The 16,634-nt window shown below is 70.3% G+C and carries 20 protein-coding genes; 4 read left to right on the forward strand and 16 right to left on the reverse strand.

Going from position 1 to position 16,634, the window contains the following annotated elements; translation table 11 throughout:
* The first annotated feature begins 44 nt into the window (after positions 1–44).
* Positions 45–809: an NUDIX hydrolase gene (locus QMG86_RS21650; RefSeq protein ID WP_281874499.1), complete on the forward strand. Its 765-nt coding sequence runs from the start codon at positions 45–47 to the stop codon at positions 807–809.
* Between the two features lie 93 nt (positions 810–902).
* Here QMG86_RS21650 and QMG86_RS21655 read toward each other — a convergent pair whose 3' ends face one another.
* Positions 903–1,079 carry a hypothetical protein gene (locus QMG86_RS21655; protein WP_281874500.1) on the reverse strand — a complete coding sequence of 59 codons (177 nt, stop codon included), beginning with the start codon at positions 1,077–1,079 and terminating at the stop codon, positions 903–905.
* A gap of 409 nt (positions 1,080–1,488) precedes the next feature.
* Between QMG86_RS21655 and QMG86_RS21660 the strand changes: the two genes are divergently transcribed.
* The gene (locus QMG86_RS21660) at positions 1,489–1,692 is read left to right on the forward strand and encodes a cold-shock protein (RefSeq protein WP_040741190.1); all 204 of its coding nucleotides are present in this window, start codon (positions 1,489–1,491) and stop codon (positions 1,690–1,692) included.
* 77 nt (positions 1,693–1,769) lie between these two features.
* On the opposite strand, the gene QMG86_RS21665 is transcribed toward QMG86_RS21660, so the two are convergent.
* The 4 genes from QMG86_RS21665 to bioB all read right to left on the reverse strand — a co-directional run bounded on the left by QMG86_RS21665 (position 1,770) and on the right by bioB (position 4,308).
* Positions 1,770–2,303 (reverse strand): DUF1353 domain-containing protein, encoded by a 534-nt coding sequence (locus QMG86_RS21665; protein ID WP_281874501.1) that lies wholly within the window; start codon positions 2,301–2,303, stop codon positions 1,770–1,772.
* An 87-nt stretch (positions 2,304–2,390) separates the two neighbouring features.
* Complete coding sequence (locus QMG86_RS21670; RefSeq protein ID WP_281874502.1) at positions 2,391–3,035, reverse strand: DUF2567 domain-containing protein; 645 nt, start codon at positions 3,033–3,035, stop codon at positions 2,391–2,393.
* Positions 3,035–3,262, reverse strand: coding sequence for a biotin synthase auxiliary protein BsaP (gene bsaP, locus QMG86_RS21675; protein WP_281874504.1), 228 nt, complete (start codon positions 3,260–3,262; stop codon positions 3,035–3,037). The genes QMG86_RS21670 and bsaP overlap by 1 nt, the downstream gene beginning before the upstream one ends.
* 32 nt (positions 3,263–3,294) lie before the next feature.
* Complete coding sequence (gene bioB / locus QMG86_RS21680; RefSeq protein WP_195087734.1) at positions 3,295–4,308, reverse strand: biotin synthase BioB; 1,014 nt, start codon at positions 4,306–4,308, stop codon at positions 3,295–3,297.
* Between the two features lie 104 nt (positions 4,309–4,412).
* Here bioB and QMG86_RS21685 point away from each other — a divergent pair, with 104 nt between their 5' ends.
* Positions 4,413–4,997: a TetR/AcrR family transcriptional regulator C-terminal domain-containing protein gene (locus QMG86_RS21685; protein WP_281874506.1), complete on the forward strand. Its 585-nt coding sequence runs from the start codon at positions 4,413–4,415 to the stop codon at positions 4,995–4,997.
* A 94-nt stretch (positions 4,998–5,091) separates the two neighbouring features.
* Here QMG86_RS21685 and QMG86_RS21690 read toward each other — a convergent pair whose 3' ends face one another.
* From QMG86_RS21690 to QMG86_RS21735, 10 genes are all read right to left on the reverse strand, one after another.
* Complete coding sequence (locus QMG86_RS21690) at positions 5,092–6,234, reverse strand: alpha/beta hydrolase family protein (RefSeq protein WP_281874508.1); 1,143 nt, start codon at positions 6,232–6,234, stop codon at positions 5,092–5,094.
* A 96-nt stretch (positions 6,235–6,330) separates the two neighbouring features.
* Entirely contained in the window at positions 6,331–7,554 is a 1,224-nt protein-coding gene (locus tag QMG86_RS21695; protein ID WP_281874510.1) for an MFS transporter, read from the reverse strand.
* Positions 7,555–7,759: 205 nt separating this feature from the next.
* A complete protein-coding gene (locus QMG86_RS21700; RefSeq protein ID WP_281874512.1) occupies positions 7,760–9,109 on the reverse strand; it encodes an LLM class flavin-dependent oxidoreductase in 1,350 nt (449 codons plus the stop codon).
* Positions 9,106–9,858, reverse strand: a complete 753-nt coding sequence (locus QMG86_RS21705; protein WP_281874514.1) for an ABC transporter ATP-binding protein — start codon at positions 9,856–9,858, stop codon at positions 9,106–9,108. Before QMG86_RS21705 ends, QMG86_RS21700 begins: the two co-directional genes overlap by 4 nt.
* Positions 9,834–10,697, reverse strand: coding sequence for an ABC transporter permease (locus QMG86_RS21710; RefSeq protein ID WP_281874516.1), 864 nt, complete (start codon positions 10,695–10,697; stop codon positions 9,834–9,836). Before QMG86_RS21710 ends, QMG86_RS21705 begins: the two co-directional genes overlap by 25 nt.
* Positions 10,697–11,788 (reverse strand): ABC transporter substrate-binding protein, encoded by a 1,092-nt coding sequence (locus tag QMG86_RS21715; RefSeq protein ID WP_281874517.1) that lies wholly within the window; start codon positions 11,786–11,788, stop codon positions 10,697–10,699. Before QMG86_RS21715 ends, QMG86_RS21710 begins: the two co-directional genes overlap by 1 nt.
* Positions 11,789–11,852: 64 nt before the next feature.
* The gene (locus tag QMG86_RS21720; protein WP_281874518.1) at positions 11,853–13,016 is read right to left on the reverse strand and encodes an alpha/beta fold hydrolase; all 1,164 of its coding nucleotides are present in this window, start codon (positions 13,014–13,016) and stop codon (positions 11,853–11,855) included.
* 51 nt (positions 13,017–13,067) lie between these two features.
* On the reverse strand, positions 13,068–13,529 hold the full coding sequence (locus tag QMG86_RS21725; protein ID WP_281874519.1) for an SRPBCC domain-containing protein: 462 nt from the start codon (positions 13,527–13,529) through the stop codon (positions 13,068–13,070).
* A 312-nt stretch (positions 13,530–13,841) separates the two neighbouring features.
* Positions 13,842–14,516, reverse strand: a complete 675-nt coding sequence (gene bioD / locus QMG86_RS21730) for a dethiobiotin synthase (protein ID WP_281874520.1) — start codon at positions 14,514–14,516, stop codon at positions 13,842–13,844.
* The gene (locus tag QMG86_RS21735) at positions 14,513–15,661 is read right to left on the reverse strand and encodes an 8-amino-7-oxononanoate synthase (protein ID WP_281874521.1); all 1,149 of its coding nucleotides are present in this window, start codon (positions 15,659–15,661) and stop codon (positions 14,513–14,515) included. The genes bioD and QMG86_RS21735 overlap by 4 nt, the downstream gene beginning before the upstream one ends.
* Positions 15,662–15,776: 115 nt before the next feature.
* Here QMG86_RS21735 and QMG86_RS21740 point away from each other — a divergent pair, with 115 nt between their 5' ends.
* Positions 15,777–16,106 (forward strand): hypothetical protein, encoded by a 330-nt coding sequence (locus QMG86_RS21740; protein WP_281874522.1) that lies wholly within the window; start codon positions 15,777–15,779, stop codon positions 16,104–16,106.
* Here the strand turns inward: QMG86_RS21740 and QMG86_RS21745 are convergent.
* Positions 16,093–16,575 carry a MarR family winged helix-turn-helix transcriptional regulator gene (locus QMG86_RS21745; RefSeq protein WP_281874523.1) on the reverse strand — a complete coding sequence of 161 codons (483 nt, stop codon included), beginning with the start codon at positions 16,573–16,575 and terminating at the stop codon, positions 16,093–16,095. The two genes, QMG86_RS21740 and QMG86_RS21745, sit on opposite strands and share 14 nt — an antisense overlap.
* Positions 16,576–16,634: the final 59 nt, after the last annotated feature.

Below are 16,634 nucleotides of genomic sequence, written 5' to 3' on the forward strand. Positions count from 1 at the left end.
CGCCGATTCGCACCAAACCAGGTTTTCGACTTATAATCGAAAACGTGGCCCATAGTAGCACCATCCACGAATCGCTCACCGCGGTGTTCCAGGTTCGTCGCTTCCCCCGGGACATCGCCGCAGGTCGCAGCTCCGTGGACCGCGCGGAGGGCATGCTGCGACGCTGTCCGCCCGATCAGCGGACCGAACTCGCGGTGCTGCTGTGGGAACGGGCGCTCGACCCGCAGAAGGGCACCTGGTCGCTGCCCGGCGGCCGCCTGCGCGACGACGAGGACCTCGACACCTCCGCGCGCCGACAGCTCGCCGAGAAGGTCGACGTGCGTGAGCTGAGCCATCTGGAGCAGCTCTCGGTGTTCAGCGCACCCGACCGGGTGCCGAGCCCGCGCCGCATCGCCTCGGCTTACCTCGGCCTCGTTCCGCTGACCGCCGACCCCCAGCTGCCCTCGGACACCGCGTGGCACCCGGTCTCGGCATTGCCGGACATGTCCTTCGACCACCGCACGGTGGTCGACCACGCCCGCACCCGCCTGGCCGCGAAACTGTCCTACACCAACATCGCCTTCGCCCTCGCGCCGGACCGGTTCACGATGTCCACCTTGCGCGAAATCTACTGCGCCGCACTCGGTTACGACGTGGACCCGACGAACCTCCAGCGGGTTCTCTCCCGCCGCAAAGTCATCACGCCCACCGGCGCCACCGCCGCACCCGGCCGGGCGGGCGGCCGCCCCGCCGCGGTCTACCGCTTCAGCGACTCCGGCCTGCGCGTCACAGACGAATTCGCCGCCCTGCGCCCGCCCGGGGCATCCTGATCAACGGCGCCCTCTGCGCGAAGCACTGTTCACACTCGCACGGCTGCTCCGTGCGCGGCCCACCCGCGAGCACTTGCGCGAAGGGGCTTCGGGTCAGTAGGCGGTGGCCACTTTCCGGTGCTTGTCCTTGCGTCGATACTGCCGCTTGCTCCGTACCGGGCGCGCGGCGTTGCTGCGGCGCAAGGCATCTCGCCGCCGCCAAGCCGCTAGATCCGCGCGCTCCGCGGCGACAGGAGGCGTCTGCGGCACCGTTTGATGTACTCGATTCATCGCTCCGCCTCCTTCGACACGCTCGCGGCTGCATCCGGTCGCCCACGCTATCCCCGCTACCGGTCCCCTTCCACTTGTTTTCGCCGCGGGCGAGCGGTGCACCCCTGCGGACCGGATACGACGGCCACGCGGAGGGCCTCGCTCACATCCCCGGGGAGGTCCGCGCACCCGCAGCCCAGCATCACGGCAGCCGACCGGGCCAGATGCCGCTGGACCGAGCGAGCCGGCCGCCCCACGCCCGGATCCGGCGTGTCACGCCGTGGAATAGGCGAGGACCGCTTGTGTCGGTTAGCTCACAAACCGAGGCGCACGGTGTCGCGAAGCGTCGGTTCGTGGCAGTGTCGACTGTTGAGACCGGGCTTTCGATGTGATCCGCTCGGCTCATCTACAGAAAAGAATGAAGTAAGCAATGGCTCAAGGCAGTGTGAAGTGGTTTAACAGCGAAAAGGGCTTCGGCTTCATCGCGCAAGACGGTGGCGGCGCCGACGTCTTCGTTCATTACTCCGCCGTGTCCGGCTCGGGATTCAAGTCCCTCGAAGAAGGACAGCGCGTGGAGTTCGAGATCGGCCAAGGACAGAAGGGCCCGCAGGCCCAGGACGTTCGCGCGATCTGATCGACGTAGCCAGGTAGGAGCCCCGCACCTTTCCGGGTGCGGGGCTTTTGCGTGTTCCGGCGCGACGTCGTAACCGATCAGGCGGTTTTCATCTGCGGGTCGGGTGGCGGGGCCTCGGTCCGCTGCGTCACCCGCGATGCGGCCCAGAAGGCCAGTTCGACCAGCCAGAACAGCAGGAGGAACACCGTCACCACGGTCACGGGAACGGCGAGGAAGAACACCGAGGGAACAGCGACGACGACGAACCGGGCGGCATCGCCCGCGCTCGCGCCACGCAACCGGTGGGCCGCGCGCACGGCCGCCCACATCATCCAGCGGCGCGGCAGCGACACCCCGAGTTCGTGCAGGCTCCGGCGGAAGATGCCGTCGGCGTCGGCCACGCTCACCGCGTTCGAACTGAGCAGATAGTCGTGCAGGATCGCGGCGCGGGTGTAACTGCCGTACCGCGGGATCAGCCAGACCAGCGCGCGCGGCACCGAGGCGAAATCGGTGCGGAAACCGGCAGGAACCACGAATTCCGCACTCGCGCCGCGATAGACGAGCGGTTCGGTCACCCGCCAGAACTTGGCGTCGAGCTCTTCGACGATCGGCCCGCCGCCGACAAACGTCACGTCCTGTTCCTTCCGCGCACGCTTCGTTCCACACCGACGGCGGGACGAAAAACCCTCCGCCGACGCGGCTGCCCGCCGGACGACGCGTCAGTACCGCGGTCGGTATTCGGGAACCGAGTACTCCTCCGAGGCAGGCTCGTAGCCACGATAGGGCAGCTCGCCCCCACTCGCAGCCGCACCGTAGGGGACCGCGGCGGGGGTGTCGTACCCCTCCTCGTCCCGGGCGGTGCGACGGCCGCTGCCGAGATCCTCCGACGTGCTGAGCGCGGCGAGGAACAGCATCACGAACGACGCGATCAGCGGCTGCACGATCAGCGCGAGCGCACTACCCAGTTCGATCGGCAACGTGACGATCTGGCCGACCGGCGGGTCGCTCGGACGCGGATGCGACCAGGCGGCGATCTGCTCCCCCACGGTGGCCATCACCCATGCGCCTACGCCGGAGCCGATCAACAGGCCGATCTGCAGCAGCGGCCCGCGTGCCGAGCGCCACCGCCACACGGCGAGCGCGCAGAGCAGCCCGAGCACCGCTCCCGCCAGCACGAAAATCGCCAGCGCGTCGAATTGATGCGCGCTCTCCCCGGTCAAGGCGACCCCGCGGCCCGGCTCCACCACGAGCAGCCGCTCGGTCGGCGACCAGAAGCCCCATGCGACACCGGCGAGCGCGCTCACCACCACCACGGCGACGGCGACCACCGCCGCCGCGCGCACCTCGCCCCGCACCGACGCCACTAGCGGCGTTCCGATGCGGCCGAGTCGATGACGCCGTGCCGGGAGCACTTGGCCCACCAGCCGTCCGGGCTCACCTGCACGATCATGCGGCGACCGCACTGTTCGCAGAAACGCGGCGGCTCCAGGCCCAGCGCGGCGGCTGCCGGGATGGCGTCGTCGAGGCCCGGCACGATTCGCTTGCCGGTGAACGGGTTGTAGCGCTCGTCCATAGTCATGACAGTACCCATGCTCGCCTGCCTCATCCTCGCAACCGAGCCGGTCAGAGCGTTTCGTTGAGCGCCTTGATCGGCATCTTCAGCTCGCCGAGCAAGTCCAGGTCCTGTTCGGCCGGGCGACCGAGGGTGGTCAGGTAATTGCCGACGATGACGGCGTTGATGCCGCCCAGAATGCCCTGCTTGGCGCCCAGATCGCCCAAGGTGATCTCGCGGCCGCCCGCGAAGCGCAGCATGGTGCGCGGCAGCGCGAGCCGGAACGCGGCGACGGCCCGCAACGCGTCGGACGCGGGCAGCACCTCCAGGTCGCCGAACGGGGTGCCCGGTCGCGGGTTGAGGAAGTTCAGCGGCACCTCGTCGGGCTCGAGTTCGGCCAGGTTCGCGGCGAACTCCGCGCGCTGCTCCAGCGTCTCGCCCATGCCCAGGATGCCGCCGCAGCACACCTCCATGCCCGCTTCGCGAACCATGCGCAGGGTGTCCCAGCGCTCCTCCCAGGTGTGCGTGGTGACCACGTTCGGGAAGTAGGAGCGCGAGGTCTCCAGGTTGTGGTTGTAGCGGTGCACGCCCATGGCGGCCAGCTGGTCGACCTGCTCCTGGGTGAGCATGCCGAGCGAGCAGGCCACCTGGATGTCGACCTCGTTGCGGATCGCCTCGACGCCCGCGGCCACCTGCGCCATCAGGCGCTCGTCGGGACCGCGCACCGCGGCCACGATGCAGAATTCGGTGGCGCCGGTCTTCGCGGTCTGCTTGGCGGCCTCGACCAGGCTCGGGATGTCCAGCCACGCGGCGCGCACCGGGGACTGGAACAGGCCCGACTGCGAGCAGAAGTGGCAGTCCTCCGGGCAGCCGCCGGTCTTGAGGCTGATGATGCCCTCGACCTCGACCTCGGGGCCGCACCACTTCATGCGCACCTCGTGGGCGAGGGCGAGCAGTTCCTCCAGCCGGTCGTCGCCCAAGCGCAGCACCTCGAGGGTCTGCTCCTGGTTCAGCCCTTCCCCGCGCTCGAGCACCTGCTCGCGGGCGATCGACAGAATGCCGGTGTCTACAGGTGCCTGGGTCACTGCAACGAATCCCTTCGTCCGGCCGAGGTGGCCGTACAACTTGAACGGTGTTCAGGCTAGGGTAGCGGTAGGAGTGAGTCAAAGCACGACGGGAAGGGCATCGAGTGCAACTGCACCGGGCGGACGTGGTCGACGGCGCCATCGCGATTCTGGACCGATACGGCCTGGCCGACCTGACCATGCGCAGACTGGCCGGTTCCCTCCAGGTCCAGCCGGGCGCGTTGTACTGGCACTTCCCCAACAAGCAGGCGCTGCTGGGCGCGGTCGCGGACAAGATCCTCGCGCCGATGGAGGACCCGATCGAGGCCGGGGAATGGTCGGGGCAGATCACCGAGTTGGCCCACCGGCTGCGCGACTGCCTGCTGGCATACCGCGACGGCGCCGAGTTGGTCTCGGCGACATACGCTTCCCGGCTCACCACGAGCAAGGGACGGGAACGTCTGGTGAGCGCCGCGATCCGGGCGGGCATGCCGCGCGAAGAGGCCGAACTCGCGGCGTTCACGCTGCTCTACTACGTCCTCGGCGAGACCGTGGACGAACAGTCGAGGATGCAGATGGACTCGGTGGGCGCCCTGCCCGAGGGCGCGTCGCCGATGGAGGAAACCACCGACGCCACCGCCCGTTTCGACTTCGGCCTGCAATTGTTCGTCGCGGGTGTGCGGCACCTGCTGGGCACCCGCGTCCGCTGACGCGGTGCGCGTCGCCACGGCGGTTCCGTATTCGGTGTAGCGAGGGGCTGCCGACAGGATCGATCGCCTCCGCCTCGCGGGTGCGCGCTCGGTGTCAGCGCAGATGCGTGTTCAGGAAGGCCAACGCATCCGGAAGCGAAGCCAGGAACGCGCCGCTGTGATCCTTGCCCGCGTATTCTTCGACCGTCACCCGTATTCCGGTATTCAGCTCCTGCAGGCGCTTCCCGTAATCGTCGGTGCCGGTGGGAAGGACGTCGATGTCGGCGGTGCCGTAGCCGATCATGAGATCACTGATGAACCGGTCTTCCGGGTACCCCGCCAAGGCGGTGATGTCGTCGGCGAATGTCGGCGTCGGCCGGTCGGGGTCGGCGAACAGGGCCGCAGGTCGGCGCCCCTCGGCGCGCATGACCAGATCCGAAAGGCATTCGTCGGCGGCCTTCTGCACGAATTCCCTGCCGAAATCGGAGAGGTACGGGATGACACTGCCGGGTTTCCACTCCTCCAGCGAGGCCAGGAAGTACGCCGCATAGGCGATCTGATTCTTCGAGCCGGTCGAAGTCGGCCGGAACATCTCCGGCAGGCTCGTGCTCGGGTCGGTCCGCAGACCGGTGGCTATCACCCCGCTCAATCCCGGCGCGGAACCGCCTTTCTCGGCATACAGGGCCGCAGCGCTCATCGCGGCGTGCGCACCTTCCGACTGGCCGATGACAACCCACCTGTGCGACAGCGGGATCGGAGTCGCGCGCAGCGCCGCGACCGCGTCCACTATCGACATGCCCTCGACGTTCGCGTTGTAGTAGCTGAACTGCCCGCCGGTGCCGAGCCCCTGATAGTCGGGAGCCAGCACCGCGTATCCGTGGTTCAGTATCTGATCGAAATAGGTTTTGTTCCGCTCGGACTGTGGCCGGCGCGAGGGTGCGCAGGCATCGCCGATGCCCGCCGTTCCGTGGGCCCACACCACCAATGGCCAGCCGCCCAGCGGCGGCAATCCCGCGGGCAGATAGAGCGCGCCGGACGCCTGCGCGGGCGCGCCGTGCTGATCGGTCGTGGTGTAGCCGATCCCGAAGGACACCGCGGCCGCGGGGAACGACCACGCGGTGTCGAGCAGCTCGAACGCGCTCAGCTGCCCGGCCTTCGGGCTTTCCGCTGTCGCCGGCGCCACCCCGAGCGTGACCGCGACGCACATGCCTATCGAGGCGGCGAGGAGACCGGATCGCCGGAGGAAGGATGTGGACATGCCGCAGCACCCTACCGACGGACGCCGGTGATCGTGCCCGAGCGACACCGGCCACCAGTGGCAATTTCCATCCCGCGGAACGGATGCGAAAGCCGTCTACCCGGTCTCGGCGGACGGCTGCCGCGCCGGTGGCGCGACCACGCCCGGAAACCATCGATGCATCGCGTAGGCGCCCGCCGCGGCGGTGAGCGCGAGCGCGATGGCCGCTCCGCCGAGCACGGTCACGGCGCTGATCGCGCCGACCGCCACCGGCCCGGCGAACATGCCGATGTCGTGGGTGAGCCGCCAGGCGCCGAGGAACTCCGCGCGCTGCCCGTCGGGCGCGACGTCGGCGCCCACCGTCATGATCAGCCCGTTGCTCATGCCGTTGGCGAGCCCGAGCAGTAGGGCGGCGCAACCGAGACCGAGCACCGAGGAGGTCCACGGCAGCACGCCGAAACCGGCGGCGAACAGGAGCATCGACGGCACGCCGGTGGCGCGTCTGCCGTAGCGATCCAGCCACACCCCCGCCGGATACGACATCAGCACGTCCATCGCGCCCGCGACGCCGAACACCAGGCTGGTGGTCGACGCGCTCACCCCGAGGTGCGCCGCCCACAACGGCAGCAGCGCCAGCCGCGCCGCCCGTGCCGCGCCGACCAGCAACGCGGCCAGGCCGAGCGTGCCGAGGGTCCTGCGGTGCTCGACCACGATCGCTGTCAACGCATGCCCCGCGCCCGGCCCACCCGATGCTTCGGGTGATCGGATCGCCGCCATGGCCGCGCCGGACACCACCGTGGTGACCAGTTGCAACCACAGCGCGCCGTGGGGACCGACCGAATGCACCACGGCCGCACCGAGAAACGGTCCACAGAAGAAGCCCAGCCGCATCGAACCGGCCAGCGTCGACATCGCGCGCCCGAGGTCGTGCGCGGGGACCACGGTTACGAGATAGGACTGGCGAGCCAGGCCCCACACCGCGCTCGCCGCGCCGTTGAGCAGCATGCCCAGCGCGAGCACGCCGACGTTCGGCGCGACGATCGCCGCGAGCACGCCGATCGCGCCGAGCACCGAACCCACCGCCAGCGCGCCGCGCTCCCCGATCGTGGCGACCACCCGTCCGGCGGGCAGATCGGTGAGCACCATGCCCAGCCCGGACAGCGCGACGACGACTCCGGCCAGACCGGCCGAAGCCCCCAGATCCAGCGCGCGCAGCGCGTACATCGGGGCCGCCGCGCCGGACCCGATGCCGTACACCACCATCGGCACGAACACGGTCCAGACCAGCGACCGCAGCCGCACCCCCGCGACTTCGCCGACCGCAACAGAACGCTCGCTCATCGCATCACCGACGGGGTGTGCCGGGAGCGTCGCCGCGCTGGGCTCCGGCTGGTCGGTTCCCGTCCGCGGTCACCGGCCGAGGCGAGGCTGTCTCGTGCCGACCACGCGCCACACCGGAGCGCGACTCGCTGGTCGCCGCCGGTCCGCGCACCGTCTGCATCCAGCAGGCGCGGGGCAGCGGGACAGTCGCTGCCGTCGGCGCCGCTCACCGGGTCAGCGCGGGCTGCCGGGCGAAGCGGCTGTCGGGGCGGGGCAGGCCGAAGTGGTCGCGCAGGGTGGTGCCGGTGTACTCGGTGCGGAACAGGCCGCGCTCCTGCAGGATCGGCACGACGGTCTCCGCGAAGACCTCCAGGCCGCCCGGGTAGTACGGCGGCATGACGTTGAATCCGTCGGCGGCGCCGTTGCGGAACCATTCCTCGATGGTGTCGGCGACCTGCTCGGGCGTTCCGGCGAACACCCGGTGACCGCGCGCACCGGCGAGGCGGTGCAGCAGACCGCGCACGGTCGGCCGCTCGCGCTGCACGATGCCCGCCACGACCTGCAACCGGCTCTGCCCGTTGTCGGTGACATCGCCCGCGTCGGCGAACAATTCGACCGGGATGGGCTCGTCCAGCGGCAGATGCCGCAGGCTGATCCCGGCGATGCCCTCGAGCTGGGTCAAGCCGTACTCCGGCACGGTGAGCTCGTTGAACTCCCGCTCCAGCTTCTTGGCCGCCGCCTCGGTGTCGGCGATGAACGGGCTGATGCCGGGCAGGATCTTGACGTGCTCGGGGTCGCGCCCGAAGCCGCGCGCCCGCGCCTTGATGTCGGCGTAGAACGCCTGCGCGTCGCTGAGCCGCTGATGCGCGGTGAAGATCGCCTCGGCGTACTTGCCCGCGAACGCCCGGCCGTCGTTCGACGAGCCCGCCTGCACCAGCACCGGGTGACCCTGCGGCGTGCGCGGCGCGTTGAACGGCCCTCGCACGCGCAGGTGTTCGCCCTCGAAGTCGATCCGGTGGATCTTCTCCGGGTCGGCGTACACGCCCGCGGCCCGGTCCAGCACGATGGCGTCGTCTTCCCAGCTGTCCCACAGCGCGAGCACGGCGTCGACGAATTCCCTCGCCCGCGCGTATCGCTCGGCGTGCTCGGGATGCTTGGCCAGGCCGAAGTTCGCCGCCGCGAGGTCGGTGCCGGTGGTGACGATGTTCCAGCCCGCGCGGCCGCCGGAGATGTGGTCCAGCGTGGAGAACAGCCTGGCCAGGTTGTAGGGCTCGTAGTAGGTCGTCGACGCGGTGGCGATGAGACCGAGACGCGTGGTCGCCGTGGCGATCGCGGTGAGCAGGGTGATCGGCTCCAGGCCGGAGGCCGCGTTGTGCTTGACCTCGGTGCGCAGGGCCGGACCGTCGGCGAAGAACACCGCGTCCAGCTTCGCCGCTTCGGCGGTGCGGCCGATCTCCTGGTAGTACGCGACGTCGTAGATCCGCTCGGGGCTGCTCCACGGATGCCGCCAGGCGGCCTCGTGGTGGCCGGAGGGGTAGATGAAGGCGTTGAGGCTGAGTTGGCGCGATGCGGTCATGAGGCTTTCTTCTCGTCGGTGGGCGTGTCCGCGACGTCGACACCCAGGCTGGCCAGCAGCAGGGAGCGGTGCCGCAGGAACGCGGGGTCGCCGTGGCGGCGCGGACGTTCCAGGTCGATGCGCTGGTCCACCGCGATGCGCCCGTCGTCGAGCACCAGGACGCGGTCGGCGAGCAGCACCGCCTCGTCCACATCGTGGGTGACCAGCAGGACGGCGGGCCGGTGCTTGGCGCACAGATCCTGCAACAGCGCGTGCATCTTGATCCGGGTCAGCGCGTCCAGCGCGCCGAACGGCTCGTCCGCCAGCAGCAGTTCCGGTTCGCGGACCAGCGAGCGGGCCAGCGCGACGCGCTGTTGCTCGCCACCGGAAAGCTCCTTGGGCCAGGCTTTCTCCCGTCCCGCGAGCCCGACCTCGGCCAGCGCCGCGCGACCGCGACCGGCCGCGTCCGAGCCGCCGAGCCCGAGGGTGACGTTGTCGAGCACACGCGCCCAGGGCAGCAACCGGGAGTCCTGGAACACCACGGAGCGCTCGGTGGGCACGCTCAGCTCGCCGGATCCCGGCACGTCGTAGTCCAATTCGGCCAGCGCCCGCAGCAGCGTGCTCTTGCCGGACCCGCTGCGGCCGAGCAGGGCGACGAACTCACCACCGGCGATGTCGATGTCGAGGTCGCGCAGCACGACGCGGTCGCCGAAGCCACGGCGCAGCCGCCGGGCGCGGACGACGTTCAGTCCCCGAGTGTCTGCCGCCATGACAGCGCCTTCCTTTCCGCCGCGCGCACCAGGATGTCGCCGAACAGGCCGAGCAGGCCGTAGATCACCAGGCCGACCACGATGATGTCGATCTGGCCGTAGGTGCGGGCCTGGGTCATCAGATAGCCGATGCCGCTGGTGGCGTTGACCTGTTCCACCACGACCAGCGCCAGCCACGAGATGGTGACGGCCAGCCGCAGGCCGGTGAAGAAGCCGGGCAGCGATCCCGGCAGCGCGATCCGGCGGATGAACCCCCGCCGCGACAGCCCCACCGTCTGGGCGAGTTCCACGTACCTGGCGTCGACGCTGCGCAGGTGCGCGTGCGTGTTCAGGTAGATCGGGATCGCCACGCTGGTGGTGATGACCACCAGCTTCATCTCCTCGCCGATGCCGAACCACACGATGAACAGCGGGATCAGCGCGAGCGTGGGAATGGCGCGCTTGATCTGGATCGGGCCGTCCACCAAGGCTTCGCCGATCCGGCTCAGCCCGGCCAGCAACGCCAGCACCAGGCCGATCGCGACACCGAGAGCGAGCCCGATCGCCGCGCGCTGCACGGAGGTCAGCAGATTGCTCTGCAGACGGCCGTCGGCGAGCAGGTCACCGGCGGTCTCGGCGACCGTCCACGGGGCGGGCAGGGTTTCCGGATCCAGTGTGCCCGTGGCGGAACCGAGCACCCACGCCGCGATCAGCAACGCGGGTCCCAGCGCGATGCCGAACGGAATCGGGCGGCCGGGTCCAAGGCGCGGCCGGGCCGGTTTGCGTTTCGCCAGTGCGGGCCGGGCTTCGGTGCGGCCGCGCCCGATGCGGCGCAGCACGCCGGCGTCGAGGGTCGCCATCAGCGTGCCTTCGGTTCGAACGAGGCGCCGCTCTCGGTGACCGCCTGCGTGACCGCGGCGTCGAAGCGCAGGTCGAAACCGGTCGACGCCTGCACCTTCCTGGGCAGTTCGCCCGCCTTGGCGATGGCATCGATGGTGGCCTGCTGCCGGTCGACGAGCTGCTGGTCCAGATGTGGGAAGACGTAGACACCCAGCGACTCCACGATGCGCTTGGCGTCGTCGGCGCTCACCTTCTGGTTCTCCACGTAGTACCGGCGCGCCCAGTCCTCGGGGTGGGTGTTGGCCCACTGGTAGGCCCGGACGAACGCGCCGACCAACGCGCGCGCGGCGGCCGCCTTCGCCGGGTCCCGCACGACGGCGCGGCGGGCGTAGAGGTAGGCGAGCCCGCCGTAGATGCCCGCGGTCTCGGAGTCGGGCACCAGCGAGGCGCCGGGGGTGCGCAGGAACCGGGTGACGTTCGGTTCGATCAGCGGTGCGACGTCGACCTGCCCGGTGCGCACGGCATCGGGGAATTCGGCCAGCTGCAGCCGGATCAATTGCACGTCGGAGGTGGTGAGACCGGCCTTGTCGATGGCGCGCAGCACGGCGGCCTGCTGGGCGGTGCCTTCGGCGTAGGCGATCTTCTTGCCCTTCAGATCCGCCAGTTTCGGCACCGACTTGCCCGGCGCGACCGCGAGTTTCAAGGCGGTGGTGCTGGTCTGATAGGACGCGATGATCGGCACGTCCTGCCCGGCTACCAAGGCGTGGATCGGCGGGACGTCACCGACCTGCGCGACATCGGCGGCGCCCGCGCGGAACGCCTCCAGGATGGCCGGACCGCCGATGAAATTGGCGAACTCCACCTTGAACGGCAGCTTGTCGAGCTCACCGGAGAGGCGCAGCACGGACTGCAGGCGCTCGGATTGGTCGGCGACCACCAGGGTGGTTCCGGCGGGAACCTCGGTGGGCAGCGGTCCGTCGGCGGTGGGACCGACCGGCTTGTCGTCCTTCGCGCAGCCGGTGAGTCCGAGAGTCGCGACGGTCGCCACGGCGAGCAATGCGGCGGTCGCGCGGCCGCGGAGGCCGGACCGGAACGTACTTGGTCGGAACATAGCCGAATTGAAACAAGACGAAACCGGCGCGAGAACGGTTTGTCTCAGCCTGGTTCGAACCCTCTCAGCGGGGCGGCGCGGCCACCGTCGTCGACCGGACCTGCTGCTGATAGCGCTGCACGAACGGCAGGATCTGCTGCTCGATCACCGTGTTGTACTCCCGCGGGCGCTGCATCGGATTGGCGTGCCCGGTGTTTCGCGCCAGCACCACCAGCAGCGTGCCGTCCACTCCGCCGGACTGCTCGATCAGCACCCGGTGGGAGTACTCGACGTCGACCACGCGGTCGGCGCTCGCGTCGCGCGGCCGGATGAAGACGATGGCGGGCCGCGGCTTGTCCGCGACGGGCTGGGCCAGGGTGCGCAGGTCGTCGGTCGCGCCACCGGCCACGATGGCGGTGAACTGCGATTCGATCAGACCGTTGCTCGCGGCGTCGCGCGAGACGATCTTCTCCCGCAGCACTTCCGTCAGCACCTCGCCCAGCTTGCCGAAGCGGATACCGGGGACACTGTCGCCGCGGTCGAGGAAACGGTCGCGACGGGCATAGGTCTCCACGGCCAGCCGCAGCGCCCGGCTTTCGCGGGCTCCGGGCAGCCAGCCCATCCAGCGCAGCATGTCCTCACCGCGCCCGCGGCTCTCCGGCCGGACGGCGTTCAGGTCCACCGGCGTGCAGTCCAGCACCACCCCGACCAGTCTGCGATCGCTGTCGCGGTGAATGTGTTCGGCGACCTCCAGCGCGATCACACCGCCCATGCTGTGGCCGACGAGCACGACGTTGCGCAGGCCGGACAGTTCGGCGGCGCGCACCACGAGGTCGGCGATCACCTTGGTGTCGAGGCCCTCGTTGTCGTAGCGGATCGCCCACACCATGCCCATTCTGCGCAGAGCGGGCAGCGCGGCGGCGGTGTCACTGGCGTCGAGCCCGCCGAGCCCGACCAGGTCCACCACGACGGTGTCCCAGTTCTGCGGGTCCACCGGCGGGGCGACGGGCAGGATGGCCGGCTCGGTGCGCGCCAGTCGCACCTGTTCCGGCGCGACGTCGTACTTCCAGTACTGCGCGAATACCACGAGTCCGGTCAGCAGCAGTGCGGCCACCCTGAGCAGCGTCACCTTGGTACGGCGCAACGTCTTCCACCCGTGCCCCAGGCTCGTGTCCCGCAGCCGAGCTCGGCGTCGCGCGTCGTCCCAGTCGGAGACGGTGGACGGGTGCCGGGCGTCCATCGGCGACATCCATCCCACTGTAGGCACGGGAGTGGACGGTCGCCACGAACCCGCTACCGCTCAGCGTGCTGCCTCGGCGATCGCCGCGAGTTTGCCGAGCGAGATCCGCCAGCCGAGTTCGTTGTCCTCGGGGGTGATGGCATCCGGAAGACCTTCGTGCATCGCCACGATATCGGTGCCGCCCCCGGCGTCGCCGAGGACATAGGTGATGGTTTGCTTGCCGGTCGCCGCTGGATCGTCGGTCTCGACCTGAATGACCCCCACCACCTGCTCGTCCGGGATCAGCCGGGCGAAACGACCGTGGTAGGTGTCGCCGTTCGTGGTGGTGTCGCCGGTACCGGTGGGCTCGTCGGCGGTGAACGTGATGCGGAACACGCCGCCTTCGGTGGGATCGAATTCGTGCACGCGGCTGGTCATTCCCTCGGGCCCCACCCAGTGCCGCACCGATTCCGCGTCCAACAGCAGGCGGTAGACAGTCGCGCGGGGCGCGCGCACGTGCCACCGGATCCATGTCGCGGTCATGCGTCTCACTCTAGGCAGCGGCACCGACATACTCACGCAGCGCTTTGCGCCGAGCGGGGCGAGGGCCAGTGATCCGGCTCGGCGGAGGACCCGGTCCGCGCCGTCTTCGCCGTGACGCCCGAACATGGCAGCGGCGTCAGCACTTCCGATGAACTCGGCCAGCTCCTCCGCCCCGTCCCCGGGCACGACCGCGCACCCGAACTTCCGAACAACCCGACCAGCCCCTCCGCCCGCAACCCCGGACACGACCACGCACCCGAACTTCCGAGCGACTCGGCCAGCTGATCCGAGGTTTCGCCCGCGGGCGACTCGTCAGCGGAACGGTGACCAAGCGGGATCGAACCAGCCCGGGGCGGCGGCGGTGAAACGCGCACGCTGCCAGCCGCCCGCTCCCTCCGGCACCGAGCCCACCAGATCGACGCCGGTGACGCGGGACAGATCGGTGCGGTTGCACTCGGCGGCCAGGTCCGGTTCGGCGGGCCAGGAGCCGATCACCAGGCCCGCGCATCGCACGCCCGCCGAGTGCAGTGCGCGGGTGGTCAGTTCGGTGTGGTTGAGCGTGCCCAGCCCGGCCGCAGTGACCAGCAGGACGGGCGCGCCGAGTTTCTGCGCGAGGTCGAGCAAGGTGAAATCACCGAGGCGCACCAGCAATCCGCCCGCGCCCTCGACCAGGACGAGGTCCGCGTCGGACAGGGCGTCGACGGCGGCGGCGGTGTCGGCGAGGGTCAGTTCCGGCAGCCCGGCGCGGCGGGCTGCGGTGTCGGGCGCCAGCGGGTCCGGGTAGCGGGCGAGTTCGACCGTCCGGGTGACGCCGGACAGCCGCTGGATCTCCGCGAGGTCACCGGGTTCGCCGGCCGCGACACCGGTCTGGCCCGGCTTGCACACCGCCACCGAACGACCGTTGGCCCGCGCCATGGCGGCGACCGCCGCGGTGACGACGGTCTTGCCGACGTCGGTGGAGGTTCCGGTGATCAGCAGGACGGTCACGCGGGCACCGCCTCGCGCGCCTCGGCCAGTACGTCACCGAGCACCGTCGCGATGGCGTCGAGTTCGGCAGCGGTGAGATTCGCCCGCGCGGTCAGCCGCAGTCGCGACGTGCCCTCCGGAACCGTCGGCGGACGGAAGCAGCCCACGGCCAGCCCGCGCGCCCGGCACGCCTGGGCGGCGTCGAAGGCGACCTGCGCCGGGCCGAGCACGACCGGCACCACCGCCGAGGGGGGCGTGGGCACACCGGCGATCCGCGCGATGTCCGCGGCGCGAGCCAGTACCCGCCCGGCCAGCTCCGGTTCGGCGCGCAGCACGCGCAGGGCGGCCCGTGCGGCGCCGACGGCGGCGGGCGCGAGCCCGGTGTCGAAGATGAACGTGCGCGCGGCGTCGACGAGGTGGGCGCGCACCCGCGCACTCGCCAGCACCACACCGCCTTGCGCGGCAAGGGATTTCGACAGGGTCGCGGTGATCACCAGGTCCGGCGCGCCGGCCAGGCCCGACTCGTGCACCAACCCGCGCCCGCCTGCGCCGCGCACGCCCAGGCCGTGCGCCTCGTCCACCACCAGCACCGCCGCGTTGGCCCTGGTCACCCGATGCAGTTCGGCCAGCGGGGCGAGGTCGCCGTCGGCGCTGAACACCGAATCGGTGAGCACCAGCGCACGGTCCTCGGTTCGCTCCGACAACAGCCGGTCCACCGCCGCGACGTCACGGTGCGGCGCGATCTCCACCCGGGCGCGGGAGAGCCGGCACGCGTCCACCAGCGACGCGTGGCTGCCCGCGTCGGAGACCACCAGCGAGCCGCGCCCGGCGAGCGCGGTGACCGCGCCCAGGTTGGCCGCGTACCCGGAGGCGAACACGAGTCCGGCTTCGGCGCCGACGAATTCGGCCAGCTCGGTTTCCAGCAGTTCGTGCTCGGTGGTGGTCCCGGTGACCAGGCGCGACCCGGTCGCCCCCGCGCCCCAGCGGCGCACCGACTCGATCGCGCCCTCGATCACGTCGGGATGGTGGACCAGGCCGAGGTAATCGTTCGAGGCGAGGTCGATCGATGTCGCCCGCGCGGCGCGCGGGCGCAGCTCCCGGCGCAGTCCCGCGGCCGCGCGCGCGGCCGCGCGTTCGTCCAGCCAGCTCAGCGGATCGGTAGTCACAGCTGAGCAGCATACTTGAACACCGTTCAGGACGCCCGCTGGTACCGTGGGGCAGTCGTTGGTGATGGTCACCGGCCCGCGGTGACGAAGTTTCACCGGGGAGGAACACGGCCGGATGCCGCGGTGGGCGATAGTCGTCGAGGAAACAACGGGCTCGGGCGAGCACAAGCGCTGGTCACCCCGGATCCTCACGGAAGTGGTCGGCACGCGCGCGCAGGCACTGGCGAAGCTGGCCGGGGTACTGCCCACCTACACGCCGGAGCATCCCAAACTGCGCGGCCGCCGCGTCGTCCTGCGCGACGGCGACACCTATCTGCTGATGGTGCGCGGCTGGTCGGACGATTACCACTGCATCTTCCGGGTCTGGGAGATCTTGTCGGACAGCGATCGTCCCGAGATCGCGGGGAATCCGCCCGGCGCGCACGGGCGGCTCACGGACCGGTGAACCAATTCGGCGTGTCGAGCCGGAACAGTTCGCCGGGCGTCAGCTCGCGCAGATCGCGTTCCAACGCGGCCAGCCGGTCCGCGCCGAGCCGCTCGGCCCAGCGATCGCGGATCCGGTCGAAGGTGCGCGCCGAGCGCGTCAGCACGTCCTCCGCCCGTTCGGTCAGCGTGTAGACCTTGCGCCGCGCGTCGGTCGGATCGTGTCCGCGACGCAGGTAGCCCAGCCGCTCCAGCGCCTCGATGTGCTTGCCCGCGGCCTGTTTCGAGACGCCGAGCGCGCGCCCGAGGTCCGCGGCCGTACACCCGTAGGGCCCGCCCGCGCGGCCGACCGCCTGGAAGACGAAACCGTGCATCGGCCGCAACGCGCCGTGCCCGTGCTCGGCCAGGTCGGCGTGCACCTCGTCGATCACGGTGCGGAAACCGAGCAGCATGCGCAGCGGCAACTCGTAGCCACCCGCGTCACTTGACATGATGGACAACCTCGTTGACTATATGGACAACCTTATTGTCTATCTTAGAGGTGGTAGCC

The sequence above is a fragment of the Nocardia sputorum genome (assembly GCF_027924405.1).
In the GTDB taxonomy this organism is placed as follows: Bacteria; Actinomycetota; Actinomycetes; order Mycobacteriales; family Mycobacteriaceae; genus Nocardia; species Nocardia sputorum.

What these genes read in the sequence shown, in the direction of transcription:
- QMG86_RS21655 (WP_281874500.1), bottom strand. Translation starts at nt 1,079, where the DNA reads ATGAATCGAGTACATCAAACGGTGCCGCAGACGCCTCCTGTCGCCGCG.
- QMG86_RS21660 (WP_040741190.1), top strand. Translation starts at nt 1,489, where the DNA reads ATGGCTCAAGGCAGTGTGAAGTGGTTTAACAGCGAAAAGGGCTTCGGC.
- bsaP (WP_281874504.1), bottom strand. Translation starts at nt 3,262, where the DNA reads ATGGGTACTGTCATGACTATGGACGAGCGCTACAACCCGTTCACCGGC.
- QMG86_RS21690 (WP_281874508.1), bottom strand. Translation starts at nt 6,234, where the DNA reads ATGTCCACATCCTTCCTCCGGCGATCCGGTCTCCTCGCCGCCTCGATA.
- QMG86_RS21695 (WP_281874510.1), bottom strand. Translation starts at nt 7,554, where the DNA reads ATGAGCGAGCGTTCTGTTGCGGTCGGCGAAGTCGCGGGGGTGCGGCTG.
- QMG86_RS21700 (WP_281874512.1), bottom strand. Translation starts at nt 9,109, where the DNA reads ATGACCGCATCGCGCCAACTCAGCCTCAACGCCTTCATCTACCCCTCC.
- QMG86_RS21705 (WP_281874514.1), bottom strand. Translation starts at nt 9,858, where the DNA reads ATGGCGGCAGACACTCGGGGACTGAACGTCGTCCGCGCCCGGCGGCTG.
- QMG86_RS21710 (WP_281874516.1), bottom strand. Translation starts at nt 10,697, where the DNA reads ATGGCGACCCTCGACGCCGGCGTGCTGCGCCGCATCGGGCGCGGCCGC.
- QMG86_RS21715 (WP_281874517.1), bottom strand. Translation starts at nt 11,788, where the DNA reads ATGTTCCGACCAAGTACGTTCCGGTCCGGCCTCCGCGGCCGCGCGACC.
- QMG86_RS21720 (WP_281874518.1), bottom strand. Translation starts at nt 13,016, where the DNA reads ATGTCGCCGATGGACGCCCGGCACCCGTCCACCGTCTCCGACTGGGAC.
- QMG86_RS21725 (WP_281874519.1), bottom strand. Translation starts at nt 13,529, where the DNA reads ATGACCGCGACATGGATCCGGTGGCACGTGCGCGCGCCCCGCGCGACT.
- QMG86_RS21740 (WP_281874522.1), top strand. Translation starts at nt 15,777, where the DNA reads ATGCCGCGGTGGGCGATAGTCGTCGAGGAAACAACGGGCTCGGGCGAG.
- QMG86_RS21745 (WP_281874523.1), bottom strand. Translation starts at nt 16,575, where the DNA reads ATGTCAAGTGACGCGGGTGGCTACGAGTTGCCGCTGCGCATGCTGCTC.